Origin of the sequence: Spirillospora sp. NPDC127506 (assembly GCF_040302145.1) — a bacterium.
Taxonomy (GTDB): Bacteria; Actinomycetota; Actinomycetes; order Streptosporangiales; family Streptosporangiaceae; genus Spirillospora.
The window spans coordinates 1-17669 of record NZ_JBEORG010000074.1 but is presented as its reverse complement, the minus strand read 5'-3'; the positions used below and the strand labels follow the sequence as shown (position 1 = coordinate 17669).

General features: G+C 77.1%; 19 protein-coding genes. 8 read left to right on the top strand and 11 right to left on the bottom strand.

The window, feature by feature from the left end:
• Positions 1-287: 287 nt before the first annotated feature.
• A complete protein-coding gene (locus ABTW95_RS34735) occupies positions 288-968 on the top strand; it encodes a S1 family peptidase (protein ID WP_500228532.1) in 681 nt (226 codons plus the stop codon).
• 61 nt (positions 969-1029) lie between these two features.
• Here ABTW95_RS34735 and ABTW95_RS34730 read toward each other — a convergent pair whose 3' ends face one another.
• On the bottom strand, positions 1030-1815 hold the full coding sequence (locus tag ABTW95_RS34730) for a SigB/SigF/SigG family RNA polymerase sigma factor (protein WP_500228531.1): 786 nt from the start codon (positions 1813-1815) through the stop codon (positions 1030-1032).
• Positions 1816-1975: 160 nt separating this feature from the next.
• Between ABTW95_RS34730 and ABTW95_RS34725 the strand changes: the two genes are divergently transcribed.
• The 5 genes from ABTW95_RS34725 to ABTW95_RS34705 all read left to right on the top strand — a co-directional run bounded on the left by ABTW95_RS34725 (position 1976) and on the right by ABTW95_RS34705 (position 5082).
• A complete protein-coding gene (locus ABTW95_RS34725; RefSeq protein ID WP_500228530.1) occupies positions 1976-2437 on the top strand; it encodes an SRPBCC family protein in 462 nt (153 codons plus the stop codon).
• 139 nt (positions 2438-2576) lie between these two features.
• Positions 2577-3071 carry a fluoride efflux transporter FluC gene (locus ABTW95_RS34720; RefSeq protein ID WP_500228529.1) on the top strand — a complete coding sequence of 165 codons (495 nt, stop codon included), beginning with the start codon at positions 2577-2579 and terminating at the stop codon, positions 3069-3071.
• The gene (locus tag ABTW95_RS34715) at positions 3068-3430 is read left to right on the top strand and encodes a fluoride efflux transporter FluC (RefSeq protein WP_500228528.1); all 363 of its coding nucleotides are present in this window, start codon (positions 3068-3070) and stop codon (positions 3428-3430) included. The genes ABTW95_RS34720 and ABTW95_RS34715 overlap by 4 nt, the downstream gene beginning before the upstream one ends.
• Before the next feature lie 274 nt (positions 3431-3704).
• Positions 3705-4598 carry a polysaccharide pyruvyl transferase family protein gene (locus ABTW95_RS34710; protein ID WP_396452780.1) on the top strand — a complete coding sequence of 298 codons (894 nt, stop codon included), beginning with the start codon at positions 3705-3707 and terminating at the stop codon, positions 4596-4598.
• 82 nt (positions 4599-4680) lie between these two features.
• Positions 4681-5082 carry a DUF2267 domain-containing protein gene (locus tag ABTW95_RS34705; protein ID WP_500228527.1) on the top strand — a complete coding sequence of 134 codons (402 nt, stop codon included), beginning with the start codon at positions 4681-4683 and terminating at the stop codon, positions 5080-5082.
• 72 nt (positions 5083-5154) lie between these two features.
• Here ABTW95_RS34705 and ABTW95_RS34700 read toward each other — a convergent pair whose 3' ends face one another.
• From ABTW95_RS34700 to ABTW95_RS34655, 10 genes are read right to left on the bottom strand one after another with little or no spacing between them, the layout of a single operon-like run.
• A complete protein-coding gene (locus ABTW95_RS34700) occupies positions 5155-6111 on the bottom strand; it encodes an NAD-dependent epimerase/dehydratase family protein (protein ID WP_396452776.1) in 957 nt (318 codons plus the stop codon).
• A 9-nt stretch (positions 6112-6120) separates the two neighbouring features.
• Complete coding sequence (locus ABTW95_RS34695; RefSeq protein WP_500228526.1) at positions 6121-7080, bottom strand: glycosyltransferase family 9 protein; 960 nt, start codon at positions 7078-7080, stop codon at positions 6121-6123.
• Positions 7071-7748, bottom strand: a complete 678-nt coding sequence (locus tag ABTW95_RS34690; RefSeq protein WP_500228525.1) for an SDR family oxidoreductase — start codon at positions 7746-7748, stop codon at positions 7071-7073. The genes ABTW95_RS34695 and ABTW95_RS34690 overlap by 10 nt, the downstream gene beginning before the upstream one ends.
• Positions 7745-9151: a D-glycero-beta-D-manno-heptose 1-phosphate adenylyltransferase gene (rfaE2, locus tag ABTW95_RS34685; RefSeq protein ID WP_500228524.1), complete on the bottom strand. Its 1407-nt coding sequence runs from the start codon at positions 9149-9151 to the stop codon at positions 7745-7747. The genes ABTW95_RS34690 and rfaE2 overlap by 4 nt, the downstream gene beginning before the upstream one ends.
• The gene (locus ABTW95_RS34680; protein ID WP_500228523.1) at positions 9148-9747 is read right to left on the bottom strand and encodes a D-sedoheptulose-7-phosphate isomerase; all 600 of its coding nucleotides are present in this window, start codon (positions 9745-9747) and stop codon (positions 9148-9150) included. Before ABTW95_RS34680 ends, rfaE2 begins: the two co-directional genes overlap by 4 nt.
• Positions 9744-10982, bottom strand: coding sequence for a glycosyltransferase (locus ABTW95_RS34675; protein WP_396454402.1), 1239 nt, complete (start codon positions 10980-10982; stop codon positions 9744-9746). Before ABTW95_RS34675 ends, ABTW95_RS34680 begins: the two co-directional genes overlap by 4 nt.
• Positions 10979-11974 carry a glycosyltransferase gene (locus ABTW95_RS34670; protein WP_500228522.1) on the bottom strand — a complete coding sequence of 332 codons (996 nt, stop codon included), beginning with the start codon at positions 11972-11974 and terminating at the stop codon, positions 10979-10981. Before ABTW95_RS34670 ends, ABTW95_RS34675 begins: the two co-directional genes overlap by 4 nt.
• A complete protein-coding gene (locus ABTW95_RS34665; RefSeq protein ID WP_500228521.1) occupies positions 11971-12978 on the bottom strand; it encodes a glycosyltransferase family 9 protein in 1008 nt (335 codons plus the stop codon). Before ABTW95_RS34665 ends, ABTW95_RS34670 begins: the two co-directional genes overlap by 4 nt.
• A complete protein-coding gene (locus ABTW95_RS34660) occupies positions 12975-14477 on the bottom strand; it encodes an HAD-IIIA family hydrolase (protein WP_500228520.1) in 1503 nt (500 codons plus the stop codon). The genes ABTW95_RS34665 and ABTW95_RS34660 overlap by 4 nt, the downstream gene beginning before the upstream one ends.
• Complete coding sequence (locus ABTW95_RS34655; protein WP_500228519.1) at positions 14474-16111, bottom strand: carbamoyltransferase family protein; 1638 nt, start codon at positions 16109-16111, stop codon at positions 14474-14476. Before ABTW95_RS34655 ends, ABTW95_RS34660 begins: the two co-directional genes overlap by 4 nt.
• A gap of 225 nt (positions 16112-16336) precedes the next feature.
• Between ABTW95_RS34655 and ABTW95_RS34650 the strand changes: the two genes are divergently transcribed.
• A complete protein-coding gene (locus ABTW95_RS34650; RefSeq protein WP_500228518.1) occupies positions 16337-16675 on the top strand; it encodes a glycosyltransferase family 2 protein in 339 nt (112 codons plus the stop codon).
• Between the two features lie 7 nt (positions 16676-16682).
• Positions 16683-17522, top strand: coding sequence for a glycosyltransferase family 2 protein (locus ABTW95_RS34645; RefSeq protein ID WP_500228517.1), 840 nt, complete (start codon positions 16683-16685; stop codon positions 17520-17522).
• Positions 17523-17669: the final 147 nt, after the last annotated feature.

The window sequence follows — 17669 nt, the reverse complement described above, 5'->3', positions numbered from 1 at the left end:
CGCGACATCGAGGAGAACCTGGAGGTGTGACGCCGGGGGGGCGGCCCCCCGGCCGGGGGGCGGGGGGGGGCGCCCCCCCCCCCGCGCCGGGGTGGAGGGGCGCCCGCGGGCGGGAGTCACCCCGCGCGGGGCGGGCCCCCCCCCCCGCGCCCGCCGGGACCCTCACCGCGAGCGGCGGCCAGGCCGCCCCCGTCCCGCGCGAGGCCCCGGCGAAGGCGCCGCACGGCGCCGGGGCGGAGGTCGACTTCGACGGGATCGTCGCGCTCGGCAACTGCTCCGGGGCGCTCGTGCGCGGCCCGCGCTCGCGCGACGCCGACGCGGCTCTGGTCCTGACCAACGGCCACTGCCTGGAGTCGGGGATGCCGGAGGCCGGCGAGGTCATCGTGGACCGGCCGTCGTCGAGGACGTTCCGGCTCCTCGACCGGTCGGGCCGCGGCGAACTCGGACCCCTCCGGGCGGCCAGGGTCGAGTACGCGACGATGACCGACACCGACGTGACCGTCTACCGGCTGGACGCCAGCTACGCCGAGATCCGCCGCCGGTACGGCGCCACCGCGCTGCCGCTGTCCGCGGACGCGCCGCGCGACGGCACGGAGATCCGGGTCGTGTCGGGCTACTGGCGCAAGATCTACGCCTGCCGGATCGACGCCACGGTGTACCGGCTGCGCGAGGCAGGCTGGACGTGGCGGGACTCCATCCGGTACACGCCCCAGTGCGGCACGGTCCACGGCACGTCCGGCTCACCCGTCGTCGACGCGCGGACGCGGCGCGTCGTCGGCGTCAACAACACCGGCAACGACGACGGCGGGCGCTGCACGCTCGACAACCCCTGCGAGGTCGGCCGCGACGGCGAGGTCACCGTCCGCCGGGGCGCCCGCTACGGGCAGCAGACGTACATTCTCGCCCGGTGCCTCGGCGAGGGCGGCGAGGTCGTGCTCGGCGGGGCGTGCGCGCTGCCCCGGCCGTGACGCCGGAGCCGTGCCCGGCGCCGGACGCCGCGGCGCGCCGGACGCGGGCCGGGGCGTGCGGTCACCCTTCCGCCAGCAGCCCCATGCGGAGCCGGTTGAGGGTGGCGCGGAGCAGCCGCGAGACGTGCATCTGCGACAGCCCGATCTGCTCGGCGATCTGCGTCTGCGTCTTGTTGCCGAAGAACCGCAGCAGCAGGATCGTGCGCTCCCGCTCGGGCAGGTCGTCGATCAGCGGGCCCAGGGAGTGGCCGTCGATGAAGGCGTCCAGGGCCGGGTCGTCGGAGCCGAGGTACTCGCCCACCGTGCCGTTCTCGCCGCCCGGCGACCCGTCCGCGGGCGCCTCCAGCGACAGCGGCCGGTACGCGTCGCAGGCGATGATCACCTCGACGGTCTCGTCCTCGGTGATGTCCATGAGGGAGGAGATCTCCGCGGTCGTGGGGGCGCGGCCGTGCTCGCGGGTGAACTCCTGCACGGTGCGCTGCAGGATCGGCCGCAGCTCCTGGATGCGGCGCGACACCCGGATGCCCCACGTCTTGTCGCGGAAGTGCCGCTTCACCTCCCCGGTCACCACGGGGTAGGCGTAGGTGACGAAGCGGTCGCCGATGCCCGGGTCGAACCGGTTGATGGCCTTCACCAGCCCCAGGTAGGCGACCTGCTGGAGATCGTCCAGGGGCTCGCCGCGGTTGGCGTACCGGCGCGCGACCCCGCGGACGAGCGGGGCGTGCATGTCGACGATCCGCGCCCGGAGCCGCTCCCTGCGGGGGTCGCCGTCCGGCAGCCGGTTCATCTCCGCGAGCAGGATCTCGGTCTGGCCGTCATTGAACCGGGTGTTCTGCGCCGACGTCATGCGAGTGCTCTCCTTTGCGGACGCGGCCGGCGAGGGCAGGGGGCGGTCGCTCGGTGCGCTCCCCCTACCCGGCAGGAGGGCGATCACACGGTGCCGCCGTGATCGGGCGGATAGCCGCACGTCAGGCGGGTAACCGGGCGGTGAGGCAGGAGGTGGAGCCGTGAGCACGATCACCGAATCGGTCAACGTCGCCGTCCCGATCCGCCGCGCCTACGACCAGTGGACGCGGTTCGAGGCGTTCCCGCGGTTCATGGACGGCGTCGAGGAGGTCCGCCGAGTCGACGACACGACCCTGCACTGGAGGACGCGCATCGCCGGCGTCACCCGCGAGTTCGACGCCCGCATCACCGAGCGGCGGCCCGACGAGCGCGTCGCGTGGAAGTCGCTGAACGGCCCGACCCACGCCGGAGTCGTCACGTTCCACCGCCTGGACGACACCACGACCCGCGTCACCGTGCAGCTGGAGATCGACCCGGAGGGCTTCGCCGACAAGGCCGGGGACCGGCTCGGCGCGCTGACGCACCGCGTGCGGGGCGACCTGCGGCGGTTCAAGACGTTCGTCGAGTCGCGCGGGGTCCCGGCCGGCGGCCGGCCCGGCCCGGCCGATCACTCCCGCCCCTGACCGCCCGGTAGACTCGCGCGCAGACCCCGGCACACGGGGGATGCGGCGGTGGGGCCCGCCGCGCCCGGCACGGGCGAACCGCGGAGACGACCGCCAACGGTCCCTACCGGAACGCCGCCGCGACTGGTAGGAGATCGCCATGCACACGCCCATGCCCCCGCCCGGCCCTCCCGTGGACCCCGACGTCGATCTGCACGTCCCGGCGCAGCGCGCCGAGCTGCGCCGGGCGCCGTGGGAGACGCTGGGCGCGATCTCCGCCGGCGGCGTGCTCGGGGCGCTCGCGCGGTACGGGCTGAGCACCGCCTTCCCGTACCGCCCGGGAGAGTTCCCCTGGCCGGTGTTCTGGGTCAACGTCACGGGCTGCCTGCTGATCGGCGTGCTCATGGTGCTGATCACCGGGCCGCGGCGGGCGCACCGGCTGCTGCGCCCCTTCCTCGGGGTGGGCGTGCTCGGCGGCTTCACCACGTTCTCGACCTACGCCGTCGACGTCCAGAAGGCGGTCGAGCACGGCGCGCCGCGGATCGGGCTCGCGTACCTGGTGCTGACACTGGCCGCCGCGCTCGCCTCCGCCCTCGCCGGGGTGCGGATGACCAGGGCGCTGGTCCGCCGCCGGGGCGCGGAGGCGGGCGGGTGACGGTCCTGCTCGTCGCGCTGGGCGCCGCGCTGGGCGCACCGCTGCGCTACCTCGCCGACCGCGCGGTCCAGGCCAGGCACGACTCGGTGTTCCCATGGGGGACGTTCACGGTCAACGTCGCGGGGTCGTTCGTGCTGGGGCTCGTGGCGGCGCTGCCGGCGGACGGCGGCGTGATGGCCTTCGCCGGGACGGGCTTCTGCGGCGCCCTGAGCACGTACTCGACGTTCGGCTACGAGACGCTGCGGCTGGCCGAGACCGGGGCGCGCTCGTACGCGGCGCTGAACGCGGCGGCGAGCATCGCCGCGGGGCTGGGGGCCGCCTACTGCGGCATGGTCGTCGCCCAGGCGCTGCAGGGGTGACCTGCCCGGCCGCTGATATGTGGCGCGGCCCAGGCTCGCAGTTCGGGGCACTTGGCTCCGAGCTCGCGAGTGGGCCGCGAGATGACTCTGCCCATAAGGCCGTGTCCGTAAACCGGAAGGTGTCTGAAGTGTCGCCTGGGAGGCAGGGCGCCCTGCTGGGCGCGGCATTCCGGGGGCGCCGGCGGAACCGGGGCCGGCCGGGACATGGGACGGGCGGCCGTGGGTAGCACCCACGCCACGGGCCGATCGCTACATGGCGCGGGGAGGTCGGCGGATGCGTGTCCTGGTGGCCGGGTGGCCCAGCTTCCTCCACGGTGAGGCCACGGCGGGCGACGTCCTGGCCATGGAGGCCGTCCGGCGCGGGCTGGCCGAGGCGGGCGTCGAATGCGACCTCGCGTGGAGCCCCGTCTTCCGGCCGGGCGGGCTGGAGCTCGACCGCGCCGACCCCGCGTCCTACACGCACCTGGTGTTCGCGTGCGGTCCGCTGCACGGGCCGCAGATCGAGGAGCTGCACCGCCGGTACGCGCGCTGCACCCGCGTCGCCGTGGGCGTTTCGGTCATCGACCCGGACGACCCGGCGGTGGCCGGGTTCGACGCCGTCCTCGCCCGCGACGCGCCGGCGGAGGCGCCGCGGCGCGATCTGGCGGCGCTGCCCGCGACCCCGTCCGTGCCCGTCGTCGGGGTCGTCCTCGCGCCCGGCCAGCCGGAGTACGGCGGGCGGCGGCTGCACGACCGGATCCAGCGCGAGCTGACGGACTGGCTCGCGGCGCGCGAGTGCGCGCGGCTGCCCCTGGACACGCGGCTCGATCCGCGCGACTGGCGCCTGTTCGGGACGGCGGCCGAGCTGGAGTCGGCGCTGCGCCGGCTCGACCTGGTGGTGACGACCCGGCTGCACGGCCTCGTGCTGGCGCTGAAGAACGGCGTCCCCGCGCTGGCCGTGGACCCGGTCGGCGGCGGCGCGAAGGTGGCGGCGCAGGCGCGCGCGTGGTCGTGGCCCGCCGTCGTGACCGTGCCGGAGCCGCGTCGGGGTGAGCCGCTGCTGGACCCGGCGGAGCTCGACCGGTGGTGGGAGTGGGCGCTGTCGCCCGAGGGGGCCGCGCGGGCGCCTGCGGCGGCGGCGGACGGCGCCGTGATCGGCGAACTGCTGGACGTGCTCGGCGCGCGCTGACGGCGCACGCCATGCCGCACGCGTTACGGAGCGTACATAACGGGCATTTTCTGCATTTCATATGCAGGAAGGAGCGTCCGCCATGCGGCACGAAGAGTTCATCGGACAGGTCCAGAACCGCGCGCACCTCTCCGGCCACGGCGAGGCGGAGCGCGCGACCCGGGCGGTCCTGGAGACCCTCGGCGAGCGGATCCCCGAGGGCCTCGCCGACAACCTCGCGGCGCAACTGCCGCACGAGATCGGCGAGCATCTGCGCCGGACCGAGGTCTACGGCGGCGCGGGGACCGGCGAGCGGTTCGACCGGCACGCCTTCATCGAGCGCGTCGCGAACCGGTCCGGGACCGACGAGCCCCGCTCGGCGTACCTGGCGCGCGTCGTGCTGGAGGTGACCGACGAGGCGACCGAGGGCGGGATCCTGGACAAGGTGCGCGGCAGCCTCCCCGGCGACCTCCGGGAGCTGGTGTCGGCCGGCCACACCGGCTGAGCGCCGGCCCCGGGCGCGCGAAACGGCCGCGATGAGGCGCATCGCGGCCGCCGGGGCGCGGGCGCGCGCGGGTCAGGCGGGGCGGGCGACGAGCAGCTCCCTGCCGAACCACTCGATGGTGCCGCGCAGGCCCTGCTCGACCGTGACGCGGGGGCGCCAGCCCAGCGCCCCCTCGGCCAGGGCGGTGTCGGGGCGCCGGACCCTCGGGTCGTCCTCGGGGCGGCCGATGAACCGGATACCCGACCTGGAGCCGGTGAGATCGATGATCAGCCGGGCGAGGTCGCCCATGGACATCTCGTACGGGCTGCCGATGTTGACCGGGCCCGGATGGGCGGACAGGGCGAGGGCGAGGATGCCGCGGACGGTGTCGTCCACGTGGCAGATCGAGCGGGTCTGCGAGCCGTCCCCGGTGACCGTGAGGTCCTCGCCGGTCAGCGCCTGCCGCACGAACGTCGGGACGGCGCGCCCGTCGTCGGGGCGCATCCGCGGCCCGTAGGTGTTGAAGATCCGCACGATCGCGGCGTCGAGGCCGCGGGCGTGCCGGAACGCCGACGTGAGCGCCTCACCGAACCGCTTGGCCTCGTCGTACACGCTGCGCGGCCCGACCGGGTTCACGTTGCCCCAGTACGACTCCGGCTGCGGGTGCACCAGCGGATCCCCGTACACCTCGGAGGTGGAGGCGAGGACGAACCGGGCGCCCTTGGCCTCGGCGAGGTCCAGCGCGTTGCGGGTGCCCTGGCTGCCGACCTCCAGCGTCTGGATCGGGAACCGCAGGTAGTCGGCCGGGGACGCGGCCGAGGCGAGGTGGAAGACGTAGCCGACGTCGCCGGGGACGTGCACCGGCTCGGTGAGGTCGCGCTTCACGAACTTGAAGTCCCGCCGGCCCGTGAGGTGCGCGATGTTGCGGGACGTCCCGGTGAGCAGGTTGTCCAGGCACACCACCGAGATCCCCCGGGCGAGGAGCGCCTCGCACAGGTGCGAGCCGAGGAATCCGGATCCTCCGGTGACGACGGCGCGTGGATGTCTCATCTCTCCCCCTCATCGGTTCTCATGGGTGAGCACCGCCCCGGCGGCCTCGACGGCCTGGTCCGCGGAGATCTCCAGCAGGCCGGGGCAGGGCTCGCGCCCGTGCGGGTCGCCGCGGCGGCCCGCCCACAGGACGCGGTGCTCGGCGCGGTCGGGCGGTCCCCACCGGCCGGGCGGCGTCGGGCCGAACAGCAGCACCGACGGTGTGCGGAAGGCGGTCGCGAGGTGGGCGACGCCGGTGTCGCCGCACACCACCAGCCGGGCCGCCGCGACGAGCGCGGCCAGCTCGGGCAGGGGAGTGCGGCCGGAGAGGTCGGCGGCCGGGTCCAGCCCGGCGAGCTCCACGACGCGGCGGGCGAGGGGCGTCTCGCCGGGCCCGCCGGTGACGACGACGCGCTCGCCGCGGTCCCGCAGCGCCGCCGCGACCGCCGCGAACCGCTCGGCGGGCCAGCGGCGCGCCGGGAACGCCGCCCCCGGGTGGACGACCGCGGCGCCCGGCGCGGGCGACGCGGCCGCCGGGGCCGGCAGGTCCAGCTCGGCGGGGTCGGCGGCGAACCCGTAGAAGCCGGTGAGGCGGCACCAGCGCGCCACCTCGTGCTCGCCGGGGTCCCACTGCGGCCCGCCGGAGTGCGGCGCGTCGGGGCAGGCGAACGCCAGCAGCCGGCGCGGCGCCAGGGCCGCCAGGAGCCGGTGGCTCCGCGGCCCGGAGCCGTGCAGGTTGACGGCCGCGTCCACCGTCCCGGCGGCCGGCGGCGGAGCGTCCAGGCCGGCCGCCGGGAGGACCTCGTCGACCGCGCCGGTCGCGCGGGCCAGCGGCTCCAGCACCGCCGGCGCGGCCAGCGCGATCCGCGCGCCCGGCATGCCGCGCCGCAGCGCCCGCAGCGCCGGGACGGCGGTCAGCAGGTCCCCGAGCCCCAGCGCCCGCAGCACCAGGACGCGACGTGCCGGACCGCCGGGGGCGGTCACGGCCACGACGGCTCTGCGGAGGGGCAGACGACGAGTTCCCGCACCTCGCAGCCGGCCGGCTGCGCGAGCGCGAACGCGACGGTCGCCGCGACGTCCTCGGGCCGGTTCAGCTTGGCGTCCGCCTCGGGCTTGTACCGGTCGGGGCGGTCGTCGAAGAACGCGGTGTCCATCCCGCCCGGCACGATCATCGTGACGCCGACCCGCCCCGCCATCTCGGCGGCGAGCGCGCGGGTGAACCCGACGACCCCGAACTTGGACGCGCAGTACGCGGTCGCGTCGCTCAGCGCACGGAACCCCAGCGTGGACGCGACGGTCACGACCCGCCCGTGCGGCTCGTTCTCCAGGTAGGGGAGCGCGGCGCGGACGACGGCGGCGGTGCCGAGCAGGTTCACCTGCACGACCCGCTCCCAGTCCTCGGCGGGGACGTCGCAGAGCGTCCCGCAGGCGTCGATGCCGGCGGCGGTGACGACGGCGTTCAGCCCGCCGGCGGCGCGCGCCAGGCCGTGCACGGCGCGTTCGGCGCACCGCCGGTCGGCGAGGTCGGCCTGCATGTGCTCGAAGTCGTCCTTCGGCGGGTGCCGGTCCAGGATGAGGGGCCGGCCGCCGTCGGCGGCGACCCTGCGCGCGACGGCCGCGCCGAGCCCTGAGGCGCCGCCGGTGATGAGGACGTTCATGACGCACTTCCCTTCGTGGTCTGCGTGGTCGAGAGCAGGCGCGTGGTGGAGCGCCCTTCCAGCAGGGGCAGCAGGACGATCTCGCCGCCGTGCGCCCGGACCGTCCCGGCCTCGGGCAGCTCGGCCCCGGCGTAGTCGGCGCCCTTCACCCACACGTCCGGGCGCAGCCGCTCCAGCAGCGGCTCCGGGGTGTCGTCGTCGAACACCACCGCGGCGTCGACGTCGCTGAGCGCCTCCAGCACCCGGACGCGGTCGGCGGCGGGCGTCACCGGGCGGCCCGGCCCCTTGCGCCGCCGGATGGACGCGTCGGAGTTGACGCACACGATCAGGCAGTCGCCGAGCCGCCGCGCCTGCTGCAGCAGGCTGACGTGCCCGGCGTGCAGCAGGTCGAAGCAGCCGCCGGTCGCCACCACCGTGCCGCCCGCGCGCCGGGTCCGCTCGGCGACGTCCCAGGCGTCCTCGCCGCGCTCGGGCACGAGCCGGGCGGAGCCCGTCTCGGCGAGCTGCGCCGACAGCGCGGCGGCGGCCCCGGCGCGGACGAACTCCGACGCCCGGCGGACGCCCTCGGTGACGGCCGCGGTCAGCGCCGCGCCGTCGGCGAGCGCGCCGGCCGCCGCGGCGGCGAAGCCGTCGCCGGCGCCGCACGAGTCGCCCCGGGCCGGCTCGGCGGGCGCGAGGAACGGCGCGCCGGACCCGTCGCACAGCAGAGCGCCCTCCGCCCCGAGCGTGACCGCGACGCCGTCGATGCCCCAGGCGCGGCCGAGGTGCCGGCCGCGCCGCCCGGCGGCCGACAGCCCGAACCCGCTGATGTCGGCGCCGCCGGCGGCGGCGAGCCGGGCGGCCTCCTGCTCGTTCGGGGTGAGCAGCCGGACCCCGGGGACGGGCGGCTCACCGCGCGGATGCGGGTCCCACACGACGGGCGCGCTCGCGGGCAGCTCCCCGAGCAGGGACCGGACGGCGCGGTGCCGGGCGACGCCGCGGCCGTAGTCGGAGACCAGAACGGCGCCGGCCCCGGCGATCGCGTCGGTGACGCGCGGACCGACGGGCCCGTCGAGGGCCTGCCCTTCCCCGGCGTCCAGGCGCGCCACCGACTGTCCTCCGGAGCGGATGCGCAGCTTGCAGGGAGTGCGGCCGTGCAGGTGGAACGCGGCGACCTCCAGGTGCTTCTCCAGCATCGCGCGCAGCCGCCGGCCCGGCTCGTCGTCGGCGAGCGCGGTGACCAGCACGACCTCGCGTCCGGCGGCCGCCGCGAGCAGCGCCGCGAGGCCCGCGCCGCCGGGGCGGGGCCGCTCCTCGGCCTGCTCCACGACGGGGACGGGCGCGTCCGGGCACAGCCGGCTGCTGGTGCCGACGATGTCGATGTCGAGCAGGACGTCGCCGACCACGACGAGCGGCGCGGTCATGACGCTCCCAGCGCTTCGTCGACCACCCCGCACAGCAGGTGGATCGCGGCGAGGTGGATCTCCTGGACGGTCGAGGCGGACACGGCGTCCACGGTGATCGCGTCGTCGCACGCCGCCGCGAGCGGGTTCGGGCCCGGCCCGGTGACCGCCCAGGCCGAGAGCCCGAGCCGCCGGGCGCGGTGCGCCGCCGCGACCACATTGGGGCTGCGGCCGCTGGTCGACAGGCACACCAGCACGTCGCCGGGGCGGCCGTGCGCCTGCACCTGCCGCTCGAAGACGTCGACCGGGCCGTAGTCGTTGCCGATCGCGGTGACCGAAGAGGTGTCGCCGTGCAGCGGGATCGCCGACAGCGGGCACCGCTCGCTCTCGAACCGGCCGACGAGCTCGGCGGTCAGGTGCTGGGCCTCGGCGGCGCTGCCGCCGTTGCCGCAGACGAGCAGCCGGCCCCCGCCGCGCAGCACGCGGGCGAGGCGGCGGCCCCAGGTCTCGACGGTGGGGATCTGGTCGCGGAACCGGAGCGCCGCCTCGGCGAGCGCCTCCAGCCGCGCGTCGTGGACGGTGGAGGTCCGGGTGCCGACGCCGGTCTGCGCGGTCATGCGGCCACCTCGCCCAGCGCGGCGGCGTGCCGGTAGACCTCGGCGGTGGCGGCGGCGACCCGCGCCCACGAGTAGCGTTCGCGGGCCCGGTCGCCCGCCGCCCGCCCCATCGCGGCCCGCTTCGCCGGGTCGGCGAGCAGCGCCCGGATCGCGCCGGCCGCGGCCTCGGGGTCGCGCGGCGGGACGAGCGCGCCGGTGACGCCGTCCAGGACGGTGTCGAGGTGCCCGCCGACGGCGCTCGCCACCACGGGCACGCCGCAGGCCATGGCCTCGAGCGGAACCATGCCGAACGGCTCGTACCAGGGGAGCGTGACGACGACGCTCGCCGAGCGCAGCAGCGGCGGCACCTCGGCGCGGCCGACCCGGCCGAGGAACTCCACGCGCCCGGCGACGCCGGCGTCCCGCGCGACCCGGCGGAGCCTGCGCACCTCGGGGTCGGCGTCCAGGGCGCCGCGCGGCGGCCCGCCGGCGACGGCCAGTTCGGCGCCCGGCAGGTGCGCGAGCGCGCGGATGGCGGTGTCGACGCCCTTGCGCTCGACGAGCCGGGACAGCGCCACGATGCGGTGCGGGCCGCCGTCCCCGCGGCCGGCGGCGCGGCCGTCCGGGGTGAACAGGCCCAGGTCGACCCCGCACGGCACCACCCGGACGCGGTCGCCGGGGACGCCCATCGCGGCGAGCTCGGCGACCTCGTCGGAGCAGGTGGCGATGACGGCGTCGGCGCCGCGCCCGATCGCGCGCTCCAGCCGGACCCGCGAGGCGGGGCTGGTGTCCTTGGCGCCCTGGTGGCGGCGCTTGACGGTGCCGAGCGCGTGGTAGGTCTGCACGACCGGCACGCGCCGCGCCCCGGCGGGCTGCGCGGCCTGGATCGCGGCGAGGCCGCTCATCCAGAAGTGGGCGTGCGCGACGTCGGGCGGGTCGGCGGCCCAGCGCCGCTCCAGGTACGTCCCGAAGTCGTGCATCCAGGGCAGCAGGGCGTCCTTGGCGATGTGCTCGGGCGGGCCCGCCGGGACGTGCTCGACGGTCACGCCGGGCGCGAGCCGCACCCGGCCGGGCAGGGCGGGGGCGTCCCGCCGCGTGTAGACGGTGACGTAGTCGCCCCGGCGGCCGAGCTCGGCGGCCAGTTCCGCGACGAACACGTTCTGCCCGCCGCCGTCCGCCCCGCCCAGGCCCTTCTCCGCGGGGCCCGCCTTGGCGGCGAGGGGGCTGGCGTGCTCGGAGATCATGGCAATTCTCATCGCGTTACCTCCTGGAGAGTTCGCCGCCAGTCGCGCAGGAAGCGCGCCAGGCCGTACCGGTCGACGGCGTGGGCACGCGCCTCCTTGCCCATCTGGCGCGCGCGCAGCGGGTCGGCGGCCAGGGTGCGCGCGGCGCCGGCCAGCGCGGCGACGCGCGTGGACAGCACCCCCGCCTCGGGCGGCACCGCCTCGACCGCCTCGGTGGTGGCGAGCGCCACCACCGGCAGGCCGAGCATCATGGCCTCGATCAGCGCGAGGCCGAGCGAGGTCCACCGGTAGGGGTGGACGTAGACGCGGCGGCGGGCGAGCTCCTCGTGCATCCTCGCCTGCGGCAGGTCCTCGAAGGTCCAGAGGGACTCGGGGGGAATGCCGAGGCGTTCGGGCGCGCCGGCGACGTTCATGCCGAACAGGTCGAGGGGGACGGCCGCCGCCAGCTCGGCGAGCAGGTCGGTGCCGGCGACGCGGCCGCGGCGCAGCGGGTCGTTGACGACGACGCCGGCGCGGGGCATCTCGGCGGTGTACCGGTAGCCGGGGTCGGCGACGCCGTGCTCGATGACGGTGGTCGGCGCGCGGCCGCAGTTCCAGAACAGCCCGTTGAAGTGGGTGACGTGCACGACCGGGATGTCGGAGCGGTCGTGCAGGAAGTGCCGGCTGTCGGGCACGACCTCCTCCGGGAGCCCCGCGTCGGACGGGGTCCGGCGCGGCGTGTCGTGCTCGACGTAGACGGCGGGGACGTCGCGTCCGGGCCGCCGCCCGAGCCATTCCTCGGCCAGCCGCAGCTCGCGGGGGCGCTGCAGGACGACGACGTCCACGTCCTCGTGGCGGAGCCGCTCGGGCGGCACCTCGACCGCCCGGTCGGGCCAGGTGAAGGTGTCGGGCCGCCCCCTGCCGTCCGGTCCGCGGCCGGGGACGACGGGGACGAGCGTGGTCTGCGCGCCGTGGACGAACGACGTCGCCCACGAGCCGTGCACGTGCCACATCAGGACTCTCATCGGGTGGGGACCTCCTCCACCGACGCCAGGATCTCCACGGCCGCGGCGACCTCGTCGGCGCTGACGGACGCCAGGCACGGGTGCCCGTCGACCGGGCATTCGCGGGCGCGGCTGTCCTTGCACGGCGCCTGCTGGTCGCCGAGCAGCGCCAGCGGCACCCCGAACGGCGCCCACCGGGCGGCGGGCACGGTCGGCGCGAACAGCGACACGACCGGCGTGCCCACCGCCGCCGCGAGGTGCGCGGGGCCGGTGTTGCCGGCGACGACCGCGGACGCTCCCGCCAGCACCGACGCCAGCTCCGGCAGGGACGTGCGCCCGCCGAGGTCGAGGCCGTCCTCGCCGGCGACGAACGCGGTCAGCTCCTTCTCGTCGCCGTGGCCGGTGACGACCACCCGGTGCCCGGCCGCCCGCAGCAGCCGGACGGCCTCCGCGCAGCGCTCCGGCGGCCAGGCGCGCGCGGGCACGGACGTCCCCGGGTGCACCACCACGTAGGCGGGCCCGCCGGTGAGGTGGTCGGTGTCGGGCAGCGGTTCCCGGACCCGCAGCCGCGTGTCGGCGGGGGAGGGGAACCCGGCGTCCTCCGCCAGGGCGAGCATCCGCAGCGGCTCGGGGACGTCGGTGTCGGGATGCCGCAGGTCGAGCAGCGATCCGGGGTAGTCCTCGCAGATGCCGCCGATCCACGGCGTCCCGGCGAGCCGGAGCAGCAGCGCGAGCGGCAGCGGCGACTGGTGGAACGAGGTGAGGATCAGCGCGCGGTCGAAGCCGCGCAGCTCCCGGACGATCCGGTCGACCGCGGCCTTCTCGACGGGCACGTGGTCGGGGTCGATCCAGGGGGCGCACCACTCGACGACGCGGTCCACGCCGGGCAGCATGTCGGCGGCGGCGCGGCCGCGCGGCCCGCACAGCAGCACGACCTCGTCGGCGCGGGCGGCGACCGCCCGCACGGCGGGGCCGGCGAGCAGCACGTCGCCGATGTTGTCCTGGCGTGCGACGAGCACTCTCATGGCCGCCGCCTTCCGCCGAGGACCAGATCGACGGCGGCGTCCAGCGTCGGCGCCGTCTCCGGCGCCCGCGCGATCTCCGCCGGCCGGGTCCGCCCGGTCGGCACGAGGATGCCGCGCGCGCCGGCCGCCGCCGCGGCCTCGATGTCGCCGCCGGCGTCGCCGATGACGGCGCAGTCGGCGGGCGGCACCCCGAGCCGCTCGGCGGCCCGCTCGATCATGCCGGGCTCCGGCTTGCGGCACGCGCAGCCGTCGCCGTCGTCGTGCGGGCAGAACTCCCACACGTCGATCCGGCCGAGCAGCTCCTCGACGCGGGCGTTGACGCGCCGCACGTCCCCGGCGGCGATGAGGCCCTTGGCGACGCCGGACTGGTTGGACACGACGCCGATCCGGACGCCGTGCCGGCGCAGCCGGTCCAGGGCGCGGCGCGCGCCCGGCATCGGCTCGACCCGCGCCGGGTCCCCGTTGTAGGGGACGTCCCTGATCAGGGTGTCGTCCCGGTCGAACAGCACGGCGCGCGGCCCGCCCCGGCATCGCGCCCGCCGGTGGGCGGCGAGGCCGCGGAGCCGGTGCCAGACCGCGGCGGGCGGGATGGCGGCGCTGGTGACCAGCATCGCGGTCACCTCGCCCGGCGTCCCCGGGCCCGGCCGGATGCGCTCGTAGGCGAACCGCGCGGTGAGCGCGGCCCACGCGCCGCCCGCGGCCGCGGCGGCGGCGCGGCTCTTCGGCGCGGCCGCGAGCGCGAGGAGCCCCGCCGCGGTCGTGAGCGCGTGCCGGCCGAGCAGGCCGCGGCCCTCGCCGGCGCGGGCCCGCCAGGACGCCCCGTGCACATGCCGCATGAGGACGTCGTCGGCGTTGCCGGCCTGCGCCCGCACCGACGTCCAGAACCCGGCGGGCCGGACGGGGTGCGTGATGCGCCGGTCGCCGAGGACGAGGCCGTGCCCGGCGTTCAGCACCCGCAGCGCCAGGTCGGCGTCCTCGCGGTAGGCGCGGCGGAACCGCTCGTCGAAGCCGCCCAGCTCGGCGAGGACGCCGCGCCGGTAGGCCATGTCGGCGGTGATCCAGTCCGCGCTCGCGAGCCCGGCGGTGCTGCGCTCCCAGTCCGTCGGCGGCCGGCCGGCCGGCAGCGGGACGGTGACGCGGCCCTGCGACCCGGCGACCGAGGGCGGCAGGCCCGCCAGGTCGGCGGCGAGCCGGGCGGGCCAGCCGGGCTCGGGTACGACGTCGTCGTCCAGGAACGCCACCCACTCGGTCGCGGCGGCGCGCCAGCCGGCGTTGCGCGCGGCGGCGGGCCCGCGGCCCCCGGACCTGATCACGCGGATCTCCGGCCCGGCCGAGGGCGGCAGCGGCAGCGGCGCGCCGGGCGCGGGGCGGTCGTCCACGACGATGATCTCGCGCGGCGCGGAGCCGGGGGCGCGGTCGATCGCGGTGAGCAGCGCGTGCAGCGTGACGCGCAGGCTCTCCCGGCCGGCGGTGGGGATGACGACGGTGCAGCCGTTCAACCGTGCACCTCCCGGCGGCGGACCACGTACGGCCCGATGGCGAGCAGGTCGACCGGCGCGGAGCCGAAGCACTCCAGGGCGTCGCGCGGGTCGTCGGCCATCGGGCGGCCGGCGGTGTTCAGGCTGGTGTTGACGATGACGGGCAGCCCGGTCCGGCGGCGGAACTCCGCCAGCAGGCGCGCCGCGAGCGGCTCGTCGTCCGCCGACACCGTCTGGACGCGGGCGGTGCCGTCCACGTGCACGACGGCCGGGATCCGCGCGCGCCACTCCGGCCGGACGCGGTGGACGAACAGCATGTACGGGCTCGGGAGCGGGCCCTCGAAGATCTCGGCGGCGCGCTCCAGCGCCACCATCGGCGCGATCGGCCGGAACTGCTCGCGGCCCTTGACGTCGTTGAGCCGCTCCACGTTGCCGGCGTGGCCGGGGTGGGCGAGCAGGGAGCGGTGTCCGAGCGCGCGCGGCCCGAACTCCGAGCGGCCCTGGAACCACGCCACGATCTCGTTGCGGGCGAGCGCCTCGGCGACGGCGGCGGCGAGGTCGCCGGGCCGCTCGTAGGGGATCTCGGCGGTGTCGAGCCGCGCGGCGATCTCCCGGTCGTCCCACCGGCGGCCGAGGTCCGCGCCGGGCATGCCGGTGAGCGGGTCGCCGCCGTCCCGGGCGACGTGGAGCGCGGCGCCGAGCGCGGTGCCGGCGTCGCCCGCCGCGGGCTGCACCCAGATGTCGTCGTAGGGCCCGTCCTCGGCCAGCCGGGAGTTGGCGACGCAGTTGAGCGCGACGCCGCCGGCGAGCATCAGCCGGCGGGAGCCGGTCTCGCCGTGCAGCCAGGCCGCCAGGTCCAGCAGCACCTCTTCGAGGCGGGCCTGGACGCTGGCGGCGAGGTCGGCGTGGTCGCGGGTCCACTCGCCGTCCGGCCCGCGGGCCTTGGCGAGCGAGCCCCAGTCGATGCCGGCGACCGCGAACCCGCCGTCGCCCGTCGCGCGGACGTGCTCGCGCAGCTCGTCCAGGAAGCGCGGCTCCCCGTAGGACGCGAGCGCCATGACCTTGTACTCGTCGCTGGAGCGCAGGAATCCGAGGTGCTCGGTAAGCTCCTCGTACATGAGGCCGAGCGAGTGCGGGAGGCGCTGGGCGCGCAGCGGCGTCAGCACGCCGTCCTCGTACGTCCCCGCCAGGTGCGAGTGGGACTCGCCGCGGCCGTCCAGGACCAGCACGTCCCCGTCGCCGGGTGCGGGCGCCGCGAGCGCGGCGGACGCGGCGTGCGCCACGTGGTGCGGGACGAACCGGACGATGCCCGGGTCGAGGCCGGGCAGCGCCGTCGCTAGGAAGTTCGGTGCGCGCCGCGCGTACAGGGTGCGCAGCCGCTCCCACTCGCCGTCGTGCCCGCCGAGCCCGGGCTCGACGAGCGACGGGTCGTAGGAGTAGGCGACGGCGTCGAGGTCGCCGGGCTCCAGCCCGGCCTCCTCCAGGCACCAGCGGGCGGCCCGCTCCGGCAGTTCCCATCCGGAGAACGCGACCGGCCGCTTCCCGTGCTTGCGGCGGCTGAAGCGTTCCTCCTCCGCGGCCGCGACGACCCTTCCCTCCGCGACGAGCGCGGCGGCCGGGTCGTGGAAGACGGCGTTGATTCCGAGCACGCGCATGTCGGCCCCGTTTCGGCGCAGCGTTCGATGGCGTGCCGATGACGTCGTCTTAGACATCGGCTCTGGCGTTCTCGCCGGGAGCGAATCCCCTGTAGGTGATTCGGCATTGCCGATAGCGGTGGACCTAAACGCTCAAGTCCGGAAAGTCGCCGCTGGAGGAACCAGCAGGTCGCGCGGGCTACGTGCACATAGCGGGCGGGAAGCCGGGTACCCGCGGGTTCATGCATGGCGCTCGGCTGGCACCTCTGCTACGCCGAGGACGCCGTGGTCCACCACGAGCCGTCCCGCCTCCGCGACCCGCACCTGCGGCGCAGGCACGGCATACGCAACACGCTGTGGTTCACCTGGCTGCGCCGCCCGCTGCCGGCCGCGGTCCGCCGCACCGCCGGGCTGCTGCGCACGCTGCCGCGCGACCGCGTCACCGCGGGCGCGCTGGCCGAGGCCGCCGCCGGGCTCGCCTGGGTGGCGCGGGAGCGCCGCCCGCTGCCGCCGGACGTCGAGGAGCGGCTGCGCACCCTGGAGACGGCCCAGCGGGAATCGACGGCCCGCCGCTACGTGAGCTGAGGAACCGATGCCCGACGCGACCCCCGACGTGACGGTCGTGGTGGCGACCCGCGACCGCGCCCCGGAGCTGCGCCGCAGCCTCCGCCGCCACGAGGCGCCGGTCATCGTGGCCGACAACGCCTCCGCCGACGGCACCGCCGCCGTCGCCGAGGCGGCCGGGGCCACCGTCCTGCGGCTGCCCCGCAACCTCGGCGCCTCCGCCCGCAACGCCGGCGCCGAGCGCGCCGCCACCCGGTACATCGCGTTCGCCGACGACGACTCCTGGTGGGCGCCCGGCGCGCTGGAGCGGGCGGTGGAGATCCTCGACGCCCACCCGCGCACGGCGCTGCTCGCCGCACGCGTCCTCGTCGGCGGGGAGGAGCGGCTGGAGCCGGTGTCGGCGCAGATGGCGGCCGCGCCGCTCGGCCGGCCCGAAGGGTCTCCGGGGCCGGCCGTCCTCGGCTTCCTCGCCTGCTCGGCCGTCGTGCGCCGGGACGCGTTCCTCGCCGCCGGAGGCTTCTCCGGCGTCCTGCACTTCGCGGGCGAGGAGGAGCTGCTCGCGCTCGACCTCGCCGCCGCCGGATGGGGCCTCGCCTACGTGCCGGAGCTCGTCGTCCACCACCATCCGTCCAGGTCGGGCCGTGACCCGGCCGGGCGGCGGCGCCGGGAGGTCCGCAACCGGCTGCTCACCGCGTGGCTGCGCCACCCGCTCCCGTCCGTCGCCCGCGCCGCCGCGTCCGCGCTCACCAGCAGGGACGGCCGCGCCGGTCTGGCCGCCGCGGTCCGCGCCCTGCCGTCCGTCGCCCGCGCCCGCCGCCCCCTCCCGCCCGCGGTCGAGGAGGCGCGGGCGCGGCTCGCCGCGTACTGAGCCGGCGGCGGTGACCGGTGCGGCCGCGGGGGGGGGCCGCCGGGCGGGGCCCCCCCCGCCCCCCCCCCCCCCCGGGGGGGCCGGGGCCCCCCCCGGGGGGAGGCAAACGGGGAGACCCCCGCGGGGCCGGCGGGGGGCCAGGGGCGC